Origin of the sequence: Streptomyces sp. NBC_00984, from assembly GCF_045162475.1 — a bacterium.
Taxonomy (GTDB): domain Bacteria; phylum Actinomycetota; class Actinomycetes; order Streptomycetales; family Streptomycetaceae; genus Streptomyces.
In genome coordinates this window covers 215,860-230,593 of sequence record NZ_CP108736.1, presented here as the reverse complement: position 1 = coordinate 230,593, position 14,734 = coordinate 215,860, and the positions used below count along the sequence as shown (strand labels likewise).

At 68.9% G+C, this 14,734-nt stretch carries 12 protein-coding genes and 1 pseudogene; 6 read left to right on the top strand and 7 right to left on the bottom strand.

What is annotated here, in order from left to right; translation table 11 throughout:
* The gene (locus tag OG520_RS45280) at positions 1–2,193 is read left to right on the top strand and encodes a M48 family metalloprotease (protein ID WP_331737503.1); all 2,193 of its coding nucleotides are present in this window, start codon (positions 1–3) and stop codon (positions 2,191–2,193) included.
* A gap of 315 nt (positions 2,194–2,508) precedes the next feature.
* Positions 2,509–3,717 carry an ISAs1 family transposase gene (locus OG520_RS45275; protein WP_331737500.1) on the top strand — a complete coding sequence of 403 codons (1,209 nt, stop codon included), beginning with the start codon at positions 2,509–2,511 and terminating at the stop codon, positions 3,715–3,717.
* Between the two features lie 148 nt (positions 3,718–3,865).
* On the opposite strand, the gene OG520_RS45270 is transcribed toward OG520_RS45275, so the two are convergent.
* On the bottom strand, positions 3,866–5,356 hold the full coding sequence (locus OG520_RS45270) for a carboxylesterase family protein (protein WP_331737498.1): 1,491 nt from the start codon (positions 5,354–5,356) through the stop codon (positions 3,866–3,868).
* 109 nt (positions 5,357–5,465) lie between these two features.
* Between OG520_RS45270 and OG520_RS45265 the strand changes: the two genes are divergently transcribed.
* The gene (locus tag OG520_RS45265; RefSeq protein WP_331737496.1) at positions 5,466–6,131 is read left to right on the top strand and encodes a TetR/AcrR family transcriptional regulator; all 666 of its coding nucleotides are present in this window, start codon (positions 5,466–5,468) and stop codon (positions 6,129–6,131) included.
* Positions 6,132–6,534: 403 nt separating this feature from the next.
* Here the strand turns inward: OG520_RS45265 and OG520_RS45260 are convergent, their stop codons facing one another.
* The 4 genes from OG520_RS45260 to OG520_RS45245 all read right to left on the bottom strand — a co-directional run bounded on the left by OG520_RS45260 (position 6,535) and on the right by OG520_RS45245 (position 9,892).
* A complete protein-coding gene (locus OG520_RS45260) occupies positions 6,535–6,861 on the bottom strand; it encodes a hypothetical protein (RefSeq protein WP_331737494.1) in 327 nt (108 codons plus the stop codon).
* Positions 6,862–7,022: 161 nt separating this feature from the next.
* Positions 7,023–7,466 (bottom strand): hypothetical protein, encoded by a 444-nt coding sequence (locus OG520_RS45255; RefSeq protein ID WP_331737491.1) that lies wholly within the window; start codon positions 7,464–7,466, stop codon positions 7,023–7,025.
* Between the two features lie 317 nt (positions 7,467–7,783).
* Positions 7,784–8,311: a hypothetical protein gene (locus tag OG520_RS45250; RefSeq protein ID WP_331737489.1), complete on the bottom strand. Its 528-nt coding sequence runs from the start codon at positions 8,309–8,311 to the stop codon at positions 7,784–7,786.
* 99 nt (positions 8,312–8,410) lie between these two features.
* Entirely contained in the window at positions 8,411–9,892 is a 1,482-nt protein-coding gene (locus OG520_RS45245) for a replication-relaxation family protein (protein ID WP_331737487.1), read from the bottom strand.
* 300 nt (positions 9,893–10,192) lie between these two features.
* Between OG520_RS45245 and OG520_RS45240 the strand changes: the two are divergent.
* The 3 genes and pseudogenes from OG520_RS45240 to OG520_RS45230 form a co-directional block, all read left to right on the top strand.
* Positions 10,193–10,333, top strand: a pseudogene (locus tag OG520_RS45240) (DUF3223 domain-containing protein); the annotation flags it as partial.
* A gap of 149 nt (positions 10,334–10,482) precedes the next feature.
* Entirely contained in the window at positions 10,483–10,824 is a 342-nt protein-coding gene (locus tag OG520_RS45235; RefSeq protein WP_406016818.1) for a hypothetical protein, read from the top strand.
* 999 nt (positions 10,825–11,823) lie between these two features.
* Entirely contained in the window at positions 11,824–13,230 is a 1,407-nt protein-coding gene (locus tag OG520_RS45230; protein ID WP_331737485.1) for an IS4 family transposase, read from the top strand.
* 346 nt (positions 13,231–13,576) lie between these two features.
* Here OG520_RS45230 and OG520_RS45225 read toward each other — a convergent pair whose 3' ends face one another.
* Together OG520_RS45225 and OG520_RS45220 are read right to left on the bottom strand one after the other, a co-directional pair.
* On the bottom strand, positions 13,577–13,774 hold the full coding sequence (locus tag OG520_RS45225) for a hypothetical protein (RefSeq protein WP_331737483.1): 198 nt from the start codon (positions 13,772–13,774) through the stop codon (positions 13,577–13,579).
* 197 nt (positions 13,775–13,971) lie between these two features.
* Positions 13,972–14,703, bottom strand: coding sequence for a hypothetical protein (locus OG520_RS45220; protein ID WP_331737480.1), 732 nt, complete (start codon positions 14,701–14,703; stop codon positions 13,972–13,974).
* Positions 14,704–14,734: the final 31 nt, after the last annotated feature.

Genomic DNA, 14,734 nt, shown 5'->3' with positions numbered 1-14,734 from the left:
GTGGCAACAGTCGCGGCACCACCGCTGAACCCCTTCGCCACCCCCTCCGGTACCGCCGTCCGTTTCGCCCTGCTCATCGTCGCCGCCTCCACCGCTGCTGTCAGCCTGCTCAGCCAGGACACGGGGCAGTTACTCGGGCTGTCCGCCAGGGATGTGCTCGCCTATCAGCACTGCATGATCGCCCGAACTCGCGAGGCGGCCGCCCTGCGGCATTCAGATGCTGGCGGGTCGTCTGAACTCGGGGAGATCATCAACTCGCTGCCCACCTGCCACGATCCCAGGGATGAGTTCGGTCCCTGGCCAGCGATCAGCGCGCTGTTACTGTTCTGGCTTGTCGTGTTCGCTGTGTACTGGTGTCTGCCTGCCTGGCGGATTCGCAGGAAGCGACTACGCCGCACCGGTCCCAATCTACTGCCAGAGATGGCCGCGTACCTGAGTCGGTTGCAGAAACAGACCGGCGTCCGTGGGAGCGTCACCTTCCTGCTGGACCCCCTTGATCCCCGGGTGAATGGCTTGGCCTTCGGGAGGGTTGGTCGGCGCTGCGTTGTCATCAGCGGCGGCCTGGCAGCACTGTTCAGCCGGGATCGCCCGGCGTTCCGCACGGTGGTTCTTCACGAACTAGCGCATCTACGCAATCACGACGTGGACATCACCTTCATCACGGTGGTGGTATGGCGGCTCGTCGGCTTCCTTCTCCTCCGACGTGCGGTCTACCTCTTGCTGGCCATCCTGGTTGGGCAGCTTTCTGCCGACCGGGTCCTACCCGATACGGCGAGCACCTTGCAGACCATCGTGTTAACTGCGCTGGTGCCCCTGACCCGCAACGCGGTGCTGCGCAGTCGTGAGTTGTACGCCGACGCCAGGACGATGCTCTGGGACGCTGGCCCGAGCAACATGCAGCAACTCTTCGACACCTACTCGCCCCACCCCGAAGCACGCGAGGGAAACAGACGGCTGCTGAGCAAGCATCCCTCGCTCGGCGAGCGCCGAACCGCACTCACGGACGCGTCAAATCTCTTCCGGCTCGGGTTCTGGGAATCCGTGGCTCTGGGAGCGACGGCAGCCATCCTCTTCAACAACATCTCGGACTTTATGGCGCATCCAGTAGGTTCCCTGGGCGCCCGAATCGGCGACCACGTCGCGGTCGCCATCGCGGGCCCCCTCCTCACGGCAGGGCTGACCTTCTCGGTCTGGCGTGTCGCCGACAGATGCAGGAACTCGGGTACGGCCATGAATGTCGGATCAGCGGCTGCCGGAGTGGGCCTCGGACTCTGCCTTCGCCCGGTCACCAGCCCGACCATCGCTCTACTCGTCCACGAATTCCACTCCTCACCGGCGGCCACCCTGCTCCTCTGGTCGGGGCTAGCCCTCCTCTGCGGTGTGATCGTCGTCTGCTGGATCGGGCTCATCACTCGCGTGTGGGCTCCCGTCGCCGCTGCCAGCGACCGTCCGGCACTCCTCATCTCCGGCGTCATCGCTGCAGCCTCGCTCCCCACGACGTTCTGGGTGTTCTACACCCTGCGGCAAGCTGGCGTGGCCTTGTACGCCCAGGCGAACGCCGGCCCGCACGCGGACGCCCTGCGCTCCTTCCTAGGCGCGGCTGGGACGATGCTTTTCGGGGAGTTGCCCGGGGTGATGGTCACCATTGTGCTGCTACTCGCCGCTGTTCCGCTCATCGGTCACGAGTGGGGGCGCCGACGCCGACGTGGTCCAGGAGACCGCGGCATGACGGCGGAATACGCTGTCGCATTGAGGACCGGAGTGGCCTGCGGGGCCGCAGGAGTGTGGAGCGGGTACCTGTTCCTTGTGCTGGCCGGAAACAAGGTCCAGATCATAGACGTGGAGGCAATCACCGTCGTGGCCGAACTGACGGCCGCTGTCGTGACTTCCGCGCGCGCCCGGCTCCTTCGCTTTCCCCATGGCGTCGTTGCCGCCTTTGTGGCAGGTGCCATGGTACCGCTCGGTACCTTGACGGGGTTTCGGGTGTTGACCGGTGCGGCCTGGTACTGGGATGTGCCGTCCCGATCGCCACTACCGACGCCGCTGGAGTGGCGGTCGGCAGTGGGGATCCCGAGCTGGGGGTTGCTCGTGGCCACGGCCGCGGCGGCGCTTACGGCGGGACTGGTAGAGCTGATACAACGCCAGCGGCGCGCCTCGGACAAAACGGGTACGATGCCCAGGGCGGGCGCGTAGTGAACGCCATCGGTGTCGGCCCCGCCGCCCGGGTCCATCACGGCCTTCGCCGCGTGGCCGGCACACGGAACCGGTCCGGCAGTCGCGACGAAACTCCCGCCTGCAGCCGCTGCCAGCCCAATGCCTGCCTCAGCGTCCTCGCTCTAGCCACCCCGCCCGCCCCAGGGCGGCGTCGTTCAGAGGATCCGTCCGGGTTGATGCCGGTTCAGATGGCTGGTGTGGTTCCCGTGTTCGCGGGACCGGGATGGACGGAGGTGGGCACGGTCTCCGGGTGATCATGAGGTGTCGAAGCCCTGACCACCGCAACGGAAGACCGTGCCTGCCCGCTCATCATCGCCCATCCCAGCAGGCCTGAGCCAACTCATCACCGCGCCGCCGCCCGCCCCCGACGAGCATCCCGGCCTGCTGGACCGCCTGGCCGCCGTACCCGATCCGCGTCGGACCGCCGGCCGCCGTCATCCCCTGTCCTTCGTCCTGGCAGTGGCCGCGTGTGCCGTGCTCGCGGGCGCGAAGTCCCTGGCGGCGATCGCGGAGTGGGTTGCCGACGCGCCGCCGGCCGTGCTCACCTCACTCGGCGGGCCGGTGCGCGAACCGGCCGGGCCGGTCGCCCCGGCCGAGGCCACCGTGCGCCGCCTCCTGCAACGCGTCGATGGTGACGCCCTCGACGCCGCGGTCGGTGGCTGGCTCGCCGACCGCGAGCACGAGCCGCCACCATCCGGCCGGGCCCCGGGCCGGCAACCCCTCCGCACGCTGGCCGTTGACGGCAAGACCGTCCGCGGTGCCCGCCGCCGAGACGGCACCCAGGTCCACCTCCTCGCCGCCATGACCGGCAACGGCCAGGTCATCGCCCAGCGCGAGGTCAACTCGAAGACCAACGAAATCACCGTCTTCAAGCCTCTGCTCGCGCCGCTCGACCTCGCCGACACCGTGGTCACCTTCGACGCGCTGCACTCGCAGACCGAGCACGCCCGCTTCCTCGTCGAGGACAAGCAGGCCCACTACATCGCCGTGATCAAGGGCAACCACCCCACCCTGCAGCAGGAACTGAAGCGGCTGCCGTGGCGGGAGGTTCCCCTGCAGGACAGAACCCGCGCCACCGCCCACGGCCGCGACGAGATCCGCCGGATCAAGACCTGCTCCGTCGCGCGCGGTCTCGACTTCCCCCACGCCGCCCAGGCCGTGCAGGTCGTGCGACGCCGCCGCACCGTCACCACCGGCAAGGTCACTCTCGAACGCGTCTACGGCGTCACCAGCCTGGCATCCCAACAGGCCGAACCCGCAGAGCTCGCCGCATGGGTGCGCGGCCACTGGGGCATCGAGAACAAGATCCACCACGTGCGCGACACCACCTACGCCGAGGATGACTCCCGCGTGCGCACCGGCACCGCACCCCGGGCCATGGCCACCCTGCGCAACCTTGCCCTCGGCGCCCTCCGGCACGCCGGCCACGACAACATCGCCGCCGGCCTCCGCCACCACGCCCGCGACGCCCACCGCCCGCTCGCCACCCTCAGCATCACGTGATCAAACCGGGCAGATCGGTCGCAACAAGCCGGGCCGCGGCTAGCAAGGCGGGCCCACCGCCGCCGTTGAGGAGCGTGCCGAGGCAAGTGGTGGCAACGGCGGGCGGGCGCAGCAGGGGTCAGCGGGCCGAAGCCGTCTGCGGCCCGTCCTACACGAGATCGAAGGGGGCTGGGGCGCGGCCCTTCCAGATCCGGTGGGAGGCCTGTTCGGGGTAGGGCAGGGTCTTCGAGTCGGCGTCCAGGACGCGGGTGAGCTGCTGGTCGGGGTGGTAGGCGGCCCATCCGGGGTCACCGGTGGTGGCGAAACCAACCCACGCCTGCTGGAGTTCCCGCGACACGGCGATGGCCTCGGGGGCGGCCTGGTCGCCGAGGAGTTGTCGGCCGGTGGGGCTGTCCGGCGTGCCGAACGCCAGGGGGACGTCGAGGCTGTGGCAGGCGCCCAGGACTCCTCCCAAGGCCGGCGAGGCCAGTCGCAGCTCGAACAGGAACGAGGTGCCGCCGGCTGTGGCGTTCGCCTCGGCCAACAGCATTGAGGGCATCCGGAAGAGGGCGTCGGAGTACACCGTTTCCAGCAACTCCTCTGGGGCGGCGTGCGGGTGGGCTGCACGGTAGGCGTCCGCACCGTCCGGTGCCGGGGCGAACAGCTCCAGGGCGGTTCGGGCGTCCTGCTCGGTGAACTTGCCCAGCCGTCCGAACATGACGCTGAACAGCCGGAACTCATCGCGGGTATGGCCGGCGAGGAGTTCGATTCCGCTTGCGCGGCCACTGGTCAGTGCGGACCAGGGCGTTTCGGCGAGGACTTCGCCGTCGACCACGGGACAGATGGCGACACCGGTCCCGGAGAGCCGTCCCCAGCTCTCGCGATAGCCGTGGAGGTCGGCGCTGAGGGCGGTCACCCCTTCGGCCAGGCGCCAGGGATCGACGTCGGCCAGGGCTGCGGCGGTGGGCACCGTGCCGAGCCGGTCGGCGAGCGCGGCGGCGACCTGCTGTGCCAGTGCGCGAGTGCAGTGCAGGCCCGGTACCGAGTGGGTGATGGCCCGCCGGAACAGGCCGCGCGCCGGTTTCATCGCCACCAGGGCGGCGACCGACCCCGCCCCGGCGGACTGCCCGGCGACCGTGATCTGGTCAGGGTCGCCTCCGAAGGAGGCGATATTCCGCCGCACCCACTGCAACGCCGCGATCTGGTCGAGGAATCCGCGGTTCGGCGGGGCACCCTCCAGGAACGCGAAACCCTCGGCGCCCACCCGGTAGTTGATGCTCACCACGACGAGCCCCGCCCCGGCCAGCGACGCCGGGTCGAGTATCGGGTCACTCGAGTCCGCCGTCATGTAGCCGCCACCGGGGATCCACACCAGCACCGGCAGCCCCGCAGCTCCAGGGTCCGGAGTGCAGACGTTGAGCGTCAACCAGTCCGTGCCGTCCGGCGAACTCGCGTGAACCGGCCCGGACTGCGGTACCACCGGTCCGAACTCCACCGCCTGCCTCGTCCCTTCCCAGGGCCGAGGCGGGGCGGGTGCCGCGAAACGGAGCGCTCCTACCGGTGGTTCCGCGTATCGAATGCCGCGGAACACTGCGTGCCCCTGCCGCCAGCGGCCCTCCACCACACCCTCCGCAGTACGCACCGTCGGCTGTTCAGGCATGTCGCTTCCTTCCTCCGCAGGCTTCCAGGGTTATAGGTCAGCCGTATTATTTCAGTCAGCTGTATTATGTCAACAGCAGTGAGAACAAGGCCCACGGAGTAGCCGGACGATGCCGAAACAGGTGGATCACCGCGAACGCCGCGAAACGATCGCGCGAGCGCTGTGGCGGGTAGTGGAGCAGCGCGGCGTGGTGCATCTGAGCATGCGCGAGGTCGCCCAGGAGGCGGGCATATCCCTCGGGCAACTGCAGCACTACTTCGGCTCCCGGGAGGCGATGCTCTCCTTCGCCATGGACTTCGCGTCCGAGCAGGCCTCGTTGCGCGTCGGCCAGGGCCTTGCAAAGCTCGGCGACCGGCCGCACCCCCGTGACGTGCTTCGAGTGATGCTCACGGAGCTACTCCCGCTACATGCCGACGCTCGCGCGACCAGCCGGATGAGCGCCGCCTTCGTCCTGGAGGCCTTGCACAACGAGAATTTCCACGCCCGGGCGCGCGACGGGATGGTCCAAGGGCGCGCTTTGGTAGAGCAGTTGGTCCGCCAGGCGATCGCCGACGGGCACATCGGCCCCGACCGCGACCCGGTGGCCGAGACCAATCTGCTTCTCGCCCTCACCGGCTTCACCACCCTCATCGAACTGAACGTGATCGAGCCCCGGGACGTGCTCACCGCTGTCGATCAGCACCTGGACGGACTGTTCACCACAGACGATCGGCACACCGGAGGCGGAAGGAGCGACGCAGCCAGTGACGAGTGTTCGCGTCCCGGCGCGGCATGAACCCCGCACTCCGGGGCTCCACCTGTTCGACCTGCCCACGCCTCCCCGTCGGCCGCACCCGCTCGCCCGGGGCAAGCATGTGACACCCGGCATCGAGAACAAGATCCACCATGTGCGCGACACCTCTGAGCCGAGGACGCCTCGCGTGTGCCCACCGCCACCGCACCCCGGGCCGCGGTTCGCCTGACCAACCTCGCTTCCAGAGCCCTACGTCGTACCGGACGCACCAACATCGCCACCGGCCTCCACCACCACACGTGCGACGCCATCCGACTGGTGGCCGTTCTCGGCATCACGTGATCAAACCGGACAAATTCGCTGAACGACGCCGCCCTGGCCTGCCACCTTCCACGCACCCCATGTACTGGATTCGCCAAGGAACATGAGGTTCAAGGATGGGCACTCAGGGCGTATCGCCGGAGTAGTAGAAGCGGCAGCTGACGCCGGGGCCGGGTGTGCGAGGTTCACCGGAGCGCGGGTCGTACAGCGCCCGGCCGCCGGGCCACCGCCCCAGCTCGGTAATCAGGGCGACACCGTCGTCGACTTCCTCGGTCCGCCAGCCCGTGATGTCGAGCAGCAGTCCGTCCAGCGGCCCGCCGACGAGCGCGGCGTACGTCTGGTGCGGGAGCGGACCGGGGTCGGGGTCGTCGTGGTCGCGGCCGTACACCCGGCCGCGCAGCAGCTGCTCGTCATCGGCGTTGGGTGCAGATCCTTTGAGGGGCCGCTCCATGTCGCCGGCGTGCTGCGCTGAAGAAGCGGCCCGTTTGTGGGCCTTGGGACCGTGATTGGATCTGCGCCCAACGACAAATGGCCTCGCACCCCGGGGGATCGGGTGCGAGGCCGTTGTGGGCGCTCAGGAGCGTTTAGCTCTGGTTGCTGCCCGGCGCTGGTTCACACGGCGATCGGGTTGGGTTCGGTGACGCAGCCTGATCCGAACACGACCAGTCCTTTAGTGATGATGTCGGTCCCGGGGAGGGGGGCTGTCGCGCCGGGTTCGCTGACCGAGTCGGTGCAGTACTCCTGCAACCGAGCTGATCCGATGTTGCGCAGGATGATCGGGCCATGGCGGGGGTAGTTGACTACGCCGTGCTCGGCGTCGGTCTGCTGGGGCGTTTCACACACCATCCCGAGGCGGTTCGGGACTCCGGGCAGGCCCAGCAACGTGGCGACGCGCTTGACTGCGTCGATGTCTAGGCCCAACGGCGGCCTGTCGAGGTTGAACACCCGGACGCAGCCCAGGGCGGGCGTGTCCGAGGGGGCGGCGCTGGCGGTCGGAGCGAAGGCGAGGCTCGCGGCGAGGGCGAGCGGAGCGGCCACTAAGGCAAACTTCTTCATACGACCCAGGATCCTCTTCATATTCGCGTTATGTCAGGACTTCGAGTGTCATCCACGAAAGAGTTTCAATTCCTCCTTCGTTTCCGGCTTTCCGGCATGGCCGTTGGTGGCTCGTGTGAGGTTGTCCTCGGGGCTCACTAGGACTCCGTGAGGCCGCTTCTTCAGCGCAGCAGACCGGCGACGTGGAACGACCCCTCAAAGGGTCTGCACCCATCGGCGTTCATCCGACCAGCCTTCCAGCCGCCACCGACAGCCGGGGCGGGGCGGCGACGGGCCCGGCCTGGGTGAAGGCCGGGCCCGTGGCGTGTGCGGTACGGCTATCGGGTCTGGAGGGCGCCGCGGTCGATGAGTCCTTGGATGTAGGGCGGCCAGTCCCGTTCCAGGCTGGTGGTGAGGGCGGCGTGGACGTCGGCGCGTACCTGCGGGGTGACGTGTTCGACGTCGCCGCCCGGGTAGTACAGGCGCACCCCGTCGCGGCTGGCGTCGCACAGGATGGCGTGGGCCTTCTGCACGAGCGTCATGTAGAGCTGCGGGACCGGGGCCTTGACGAGTTCGTCGATGACGGCTTCGTAGTCGGCTCCGAAGTCAGCCCAGTCCTTGCCCTGCTTGTCGAGCCAGAGGGTGACGTCGGAGAAGAAGACCGCTTTGCCCGGCCCGTCTTTCGGGTCGCGGGCCAGGCCGGTCGCGAGATCGAGCGCGATGCCGGCGCCCTTGCTGACGAGGTGGCGGGGGATCATCGTCGGGGCGACGGCCACCGCGCACTCGCCCCAGCCATCTTGGGTCTGCTCCGGCCAGGGCAGTCCCAGTACGAGCCAGCCGTCCGGTGCCAGCAGCTTGTTGCTCACCGTGTTCTTCCCCCTCGGTTGTGGATGGTCCGCATCCGATCTTTCCGCCCCGGCCCGGCAGCGGACAAGACGTCCTCCGGCCGTCGGCTCGCGCACCGGCTATCGGCGGCGGCCGAACAGTCCGCGGTTCTTCTTCGCCTCCGCTTCGGCGGCTTCCCGTACGGCGGTCTCTTCCGCCTGGAGCCGCGCGGCTTTCTCCGTCTGCGCCTGTTCATGGTGTTCGTGGAGGCACGGTCCGCACAGCTCGCGGTGCTGCTGCGCCGGGTACTGCCGGACCGTGTCCCAGCGGTCGTCGGTGAACTTCGCTCCGCAGCGCCTGCACACGGGCCGCTGCGCCTCGCGGGCCGCGGCTTCGCGCCCCTTCTGGCGCTTGCGGGCCTGCTCCCGCTGCACCACGTACAGCCGGTCACCGTCGGGGTTATCCAGGGCCTCCGTCAGCGTCTGCCACTCATCGCGCCCGAGCCTGCGCCACACCTTCCCCGCCGCCCCGGCCGGGTCGGCGGTGATCCGCTCCAGCTCGGTGACGACCACGGGCACCGCCTGGTGGTAGTCGACGGCCGTGATGCCACCGCCCGCGTACTTGGTGCCGGCGAAGTAGGAACGGGCGGCCTGCTCCAGTCGCCGCATCCTGCTGGCCCGCTGCGCCTTCGTCTTGCCCGTGAACACGAACGCCACCGGCACGTAGCCCTCGTGGCCGGTCGCCGGGTAGATCCGCGACCACAGCCGGAAGTCGTGCACCGCCGCACCATCGTGACGGGCCGCCTGCGCCCTGACCTTGTCGGCCTTCGGCGCCAGGAGCTCGAACCACTCGCTGTAGCGGCGCACCTTGGCCACCAGGACGTCGACGGGCTCGTTCACGCGGTCGACCTCCAGGAGCATCGCGGGCACGTCGACGTCCGGGGCCCGCATCGTCAGGTCGGCGTACTGGGTGTAGCCGTACGGGAGGCGGTGGGCGATCTCGGTCTGCCAGGACAGCGGCGTGCCGAAGCCGGCCCCGGTGAGGACCGCAGCGGTCATCGTGACGGCGGCCGCGTGTTCGTCGAAGCCCTCGCCGGTAACCGGCTCACCGTCGTCGTCGAACTCGGGCTTGCGCAGCGCGGAGACCCGGACGTTCCCCGGCAGCAGCTGCTTGGCTTCCTTGTGTCCTCGCTCGGTGAGCACCCACAGCTGATGGTTCGACTCCAGCCGCGTCTCCACCCGGACCTTCCCGTCGTCCTTGAGGGCGTTGAGGGTGTCCCTCGTGCACCGGTCGTGCGAGTCTCCGGGGCGCAGCATCCGCCACAGGTGTTCAGCGGTAGCCCTCTGGAAAATCCCGAGAGCCTTCAGCACTTCCTTCTTCCGGGTGTGGGTTGGCTTCCATGTCTGCTTAGAAGACTTAGAAGGGTTGTCGAACGCGGCGCAGGCCCTGTTCTGCCGGGTCTGACCTGCGGATACGTGCCTGGCGGGCGAAGAGGCCGCGGAGGGAGCGATGGAGGTGCCCGTGGAGGGGGCCTGTGGGTCCTGGTCTACGTCGGCGGCGGGTGCCTGGTCGGCGGCGCCGTGCGGCTCGCGGGCGGGATCAGGGGTGTGGTCGGCGGGCATGGTGTCCTCGCGTTTCTCCGGCCTGCTGGCCGGGACGGTGAGCGTCCGGCCCGCACGCCGATGTGGGCGCGGGCCGGGGCCACCGTGCGAAGCCACCCCTTGACCGCGGTCTGACCGCCGCCGCCACCGATGCCCGTTACGTCCCTTGACCGCCCCTTGTCCTCCCGATTTGACCGTGAGCGGCATCACGACCGGCTCCCTGTCCCCCGGCGGGCTGACAGCAAGGGCAAAGCCCCGCCCGGACCAGGAGGTCTGCTCTAGCGTGAGCGCTCCCATCACCGCTTGGCAGAGGAGTTGAAGGTGCCCGAGGTCTGGATCGGCTCGCGCCGCTACGCGACGAAGAAGGCCCGCCAGGAGGCGGTACAGGCGGTCCTGGGCCGCTACGGCCTCGGGCAGGTCGTCGACCAGGAGGACGACGACCTGCTGCTGCGGGACCTGCTGGACATGCACCCCGACGCTGCGGGCAAGGTCGGTCCAGGGGTCGACCGTTTCCGGATCATCCCCACCCCGCGGAGGCGGTCCTGGTTGACGGCAGCAAGGTCGCCTTCTCCTACCAGAAGTGCCTGGACGCACCCACGCACCGCCAGCGCGTGCTGGCCGCGATGCGCACCGAGATCCAGCCGCAGGTCAACACCTACTACGGGTCCCGCAATGCGTCCCACACGCTCGTGTCCGACGAGAGCGGCCAGCCCCTGGCTCCCGACGACACGCACGTCTCCTACTTCCGCGGCCCGCGCTTCCACGACATCGCGATGGAGTTCGTCCAGGCCGCCGGCGGCTTCGACGCCGTCGCCCTGACCTCTGAAACGGCGCGGGGACTGGCCCTGTTCACCGACCGGACCCTGGCGGAGCGCTGGCACGCCCACCACCAGGAGCACGCCGTTCTCGGCCTGCTGTCGGCCAAGGAGAACCTCCGCCGCCCGCACGTGTAGCCCCCGCCCTGTCGCGCTTGCCCTCGGCACCCGACGCGATGCACGGCATCGTGACGGCGCGCATCGGATGCGCGGTGCACCGCGCCACGGTGGACTCCACTCTGGTGCGGTGCAAGTGGAGTTCACCGTGCGGTCCGCTCCACCGTGTCCGATCGCAGAATGCCCCGCCTGTGACCACGGTGCTCGTGGGAAGTTGAATACACATGGATCAAACTCATCCGGCTCCGCCCTCGTCACGTGAGTGGCAAGCCGCCCTCGACATGTTGCGCGCCGTTGAGAGGACGCTGGCAGGTTCTATCGACTCAGGAACCCTCGAAGCTCACGACCAGCAGGCGATCGGGATGCCTTCCGCCCTTGAGGGCGCGATGCCCGGGGGTGTGCGGGTAGAAGGTGCCCTGCACGCAGTATCAGCGGCGCGGTGGCTCATCCAGCAGGCAGTCTGGGGTCAGGACCTCCCCGGATCGACTGTAAAGCGGGCGCAGGAGAGTCTTGGAATGGCCGGAGGGTACGTAGCCACCGCATCCGCCATGGAAGTCTCAGATCGCATGGCAGCACGGGACAAGGCGCCGAGCAGCGCTTCCCCGGTGACACCGAAGACTCCAGGGGCAGCTCCCGCGCAGCACGCCTGCATCGCGTGCGGAGAGTGCGGCCGATGCTCCTGCCGCGCACCGGCGGGGCCGGGAGAATGCGAGCTGTGCCAGATCATCAGGCGTGTGCAGCTTCAGGCTGCGGAGGACATTGCTCGCTACAAGGGTCAGGTCGCGAACGGTCACGTCTATGTACTGACCACGAACCGGCTGCACCGGTGGGACTGCAGGAGCCTGCCCAGTGTGGAGAGTTGCCTGGCACAACTCGATTTCTTGATCAGGCGTGTCCGTAAGAGCCAACACCGTTGCGTTTGGCCCCTGAGCTGTACGTCAAGCCCTGCTGAACAGCGCAACGGGACCACCTGATAGATCAACGATCGGCGAAGAAAGTCGGTCAAGGTCAGGGGTCCCGTTGCAGGAGAAGTCTGTCATCACGTCCACGATCGAGACAGCCCGGGGTGTTTTCGCGCCGGGTCATCTGGGGGAGTTGACCCAGATCGTGGACTTCGCGCTGGTGGACGCGGTGCTGGAGGAGACCGGTCGGCGCGAGAAGCGCCTGCGGCTGCTGCCTTCGCGGGTGGTGGTGTACTTCGTGCTCGCTCTCGCACTGTTCGAACACCGCTCGTACCGCACGGTGTGGTCCAAGCTGACCACCGCCCTGACCCCGCTGGCCCTGATGCATCCTGCGGTCTCCTCGCTGACGCGGGCCAGGCGCAGGGTGGGGGCTGCACCCCTGCGGCGTCTGTTCGAGACGCTTGCCGGGCCCGTCGCCCGCCCCGGGCAGGCCGGGTCCTTCCACCGGGGCCTGCGCACGGTGGCTGTCGACGGGACCCTGCTGCACACCCCCGACGACGAGACGCTCACCTGGCGCTACCCCAAGCGGGCCGCGGAGAGTCTGGAGTTCGGCTATCCGCTCCTGCGGCTGCTGGCCCTGGTCGAGTGCGGCACCCGCGCGCTCATAGCCGCCGCCTTCGGACCGGAGTCCGAGGGTGAACTCCCCTATGCCAAGCGGCTTCTGACCGCCCTGGACAAGACGATGCTCCTGCTGGCCGACGCGGCCTTCGACGGCAACGAGTTCCTTGATGCCGTCCATCAGAGTGGGGCCCGGTTCCTGGTGCGCTCCGGGGCCCGCCGCGTCCCCACCCCCGCCGAGCACCTGGGCGACGGCTCCTACATCGCCCGCATCGGCTACGGCGTCCTGCGGGTACTGCTGCCGGTGCGCGTGACCGAGGCGACCCTCACCGTCACCTTGGCCGATGGCACCGTCCGCACCGAGCAGTGGCGGCTGATCACAAATCTGCTGGACCCCGTCCGTTTTCCGGCCGCCGAGCTCGTTGATCTCTATCACCGCAGGTGGCAGGCGGAAACTACGTATTTCTCGATCAAGGCCACGATGCTCGACGGCCGCGTCCTGCGCTCCCGCAGCATCGATGGCCTCGACCAGGAGGTCTACGCCCTGCTCACCGCCTACCAGGCTCTGATCCGTGCCGGCGACGACGCCCTGACCGGGCGGCCGGAAGTACCCATGGAACGGATCAGTTTCACCGTCCTACTGGCCGCCGCAACCGACACCGTCACCGCCGGCCTTGGAATCTTCCCCGGCACCCTCATCGACCTGGTCGGCACGATCGGCCACGCCGCCCTGGGCGACCTCCTGCCCGCCCACCGACGGCAACGAGTGAAGGCCCGCACACGCAAGAACCCCACCAGCAAGTACGGCCCGAACGCCGGACAGCACCCCCAGAAGGCCCAGAACTACACCGTCCACACCACCGTTGCATTCTTCGCCCACGGCCTCAGCAGCCGCTCACGGCCCTAACGCAACGGTGTTGCCGTAAGAGCGGGAACGAGAACGAGGCTCGGCATCTCGACTGGCCCTCTCTCCCGGCCCTCCTGGCCGCGCAAGAGTTGCGGACGAGCGGGACCCGCCGACGCAGTTGTGGGATGTGCAGCCCTGACCCGCTAGAGCCCGTTTAACGTCCCACTCGATGGGCTGGGTGGAATCCGGCAGCACACCTCGCCAAGGAGGTGTGCATCGCGTGCACGCGTCCGATGCGCCGTCGACCTCTGTACACACGTCGGGTGGAGAGGGTGGACCGCCCGATCCGCACCACCGGTCTCCACTCCCTCCGTGCACGGCGCGCGGTGGAGTCCATCGCGTCCGCTCATCCCCGGCGGCGGGCCCGCGCGGTGCGCCAGGGGTTCGGCCGGCCGCCGGGGTACTGCCGGGAGCGGGAGGGGCGCCGGGCGGGTGGCGGTGTCGGCGACGGGGACAGCGCCATGCGCAGCCGGGCGGCGTCGGCGAGCTGCTCCAGGCGCTCGCGCTGCTCCGGCGAGAGGGACGGCTGGACCGGTTCAACCATGGGGGCCTCCGTAGTCGGGTGTGGTCTTGCACCCTCGTCCCTGACCGTCACCTCCGGGACGTCCGCGTCGATCGCATCCCGGCAGGTGCGCCGGCAACTTCGCCTTGTGTCCCGCGAGGCGGAGCGCGGCTGGTCCGGTCTACTGGCGTACGCGCGGACGCCCCACGGACGGCTGGGGCGTCCTGATGTGGCGGCGGTCAGCTCTGCATCATGTCCTTGAGGTCGCTGAGCGACAGTTCGTTCGTGCCACGGTCCGCCGCCTTGCTCTGCGTCCAGGCAACGATCGCCGGGTGCGCATCCTCGTACGGGGCGCCGGCGGTCGTGTGCTGCCCGTCGGTGGTGGCGACCTGGGTGAGGTAGGCGGCCAGGGCGTGCGGGCCGCCGCCGTTGTACCCGATCTCGTAGCCCAGGCCGTTCCTCTGCGGCAGGATCGAGAGCACGCCCTTGTCCGTCCGGGCCCAGAACAGACCGCGACCGGTGTGGAAGCGGCTGAAGATGTCGTCCGGGCGCAGTTCGAGCGGCGCGTACGTCGTGTAGCTCCACTGGTCCGTGCCGCCCTCGCCGCGGTGCTTGGAGTGCTTGCCGACGACGGGCAGCCCGTACTCGGGGTCGTAGAAGGTCCGGCGGCACATGCAGCCCGATCCGCTGATCGCCGACGGGCTGCTGGGGTCCTCCGTGACGCACGGGTGGAACAGTGTCGGGATGTACGTGGACCCCACGAGCGTGCAGTGCATCGCGTTCGGTTCGCACCGCACCAGCCTGTCCAGCCACTCCTGGAAGTGCGGTGTCACGGTCTGCTGGGCCTCGATGTCCAGCACCGCGTTCAGTGACGACGTGACGGCGCCGCGCCGGGGCTCGGTGTAGAGGACGAAGTGCAAGTAGTTCTTCGTCGGGTCGGTCAGATTCAGGTCGGCTGGCTCGAAGGTCAACGTGGCTCCAATGCGGACTGCTTGGGCGGTG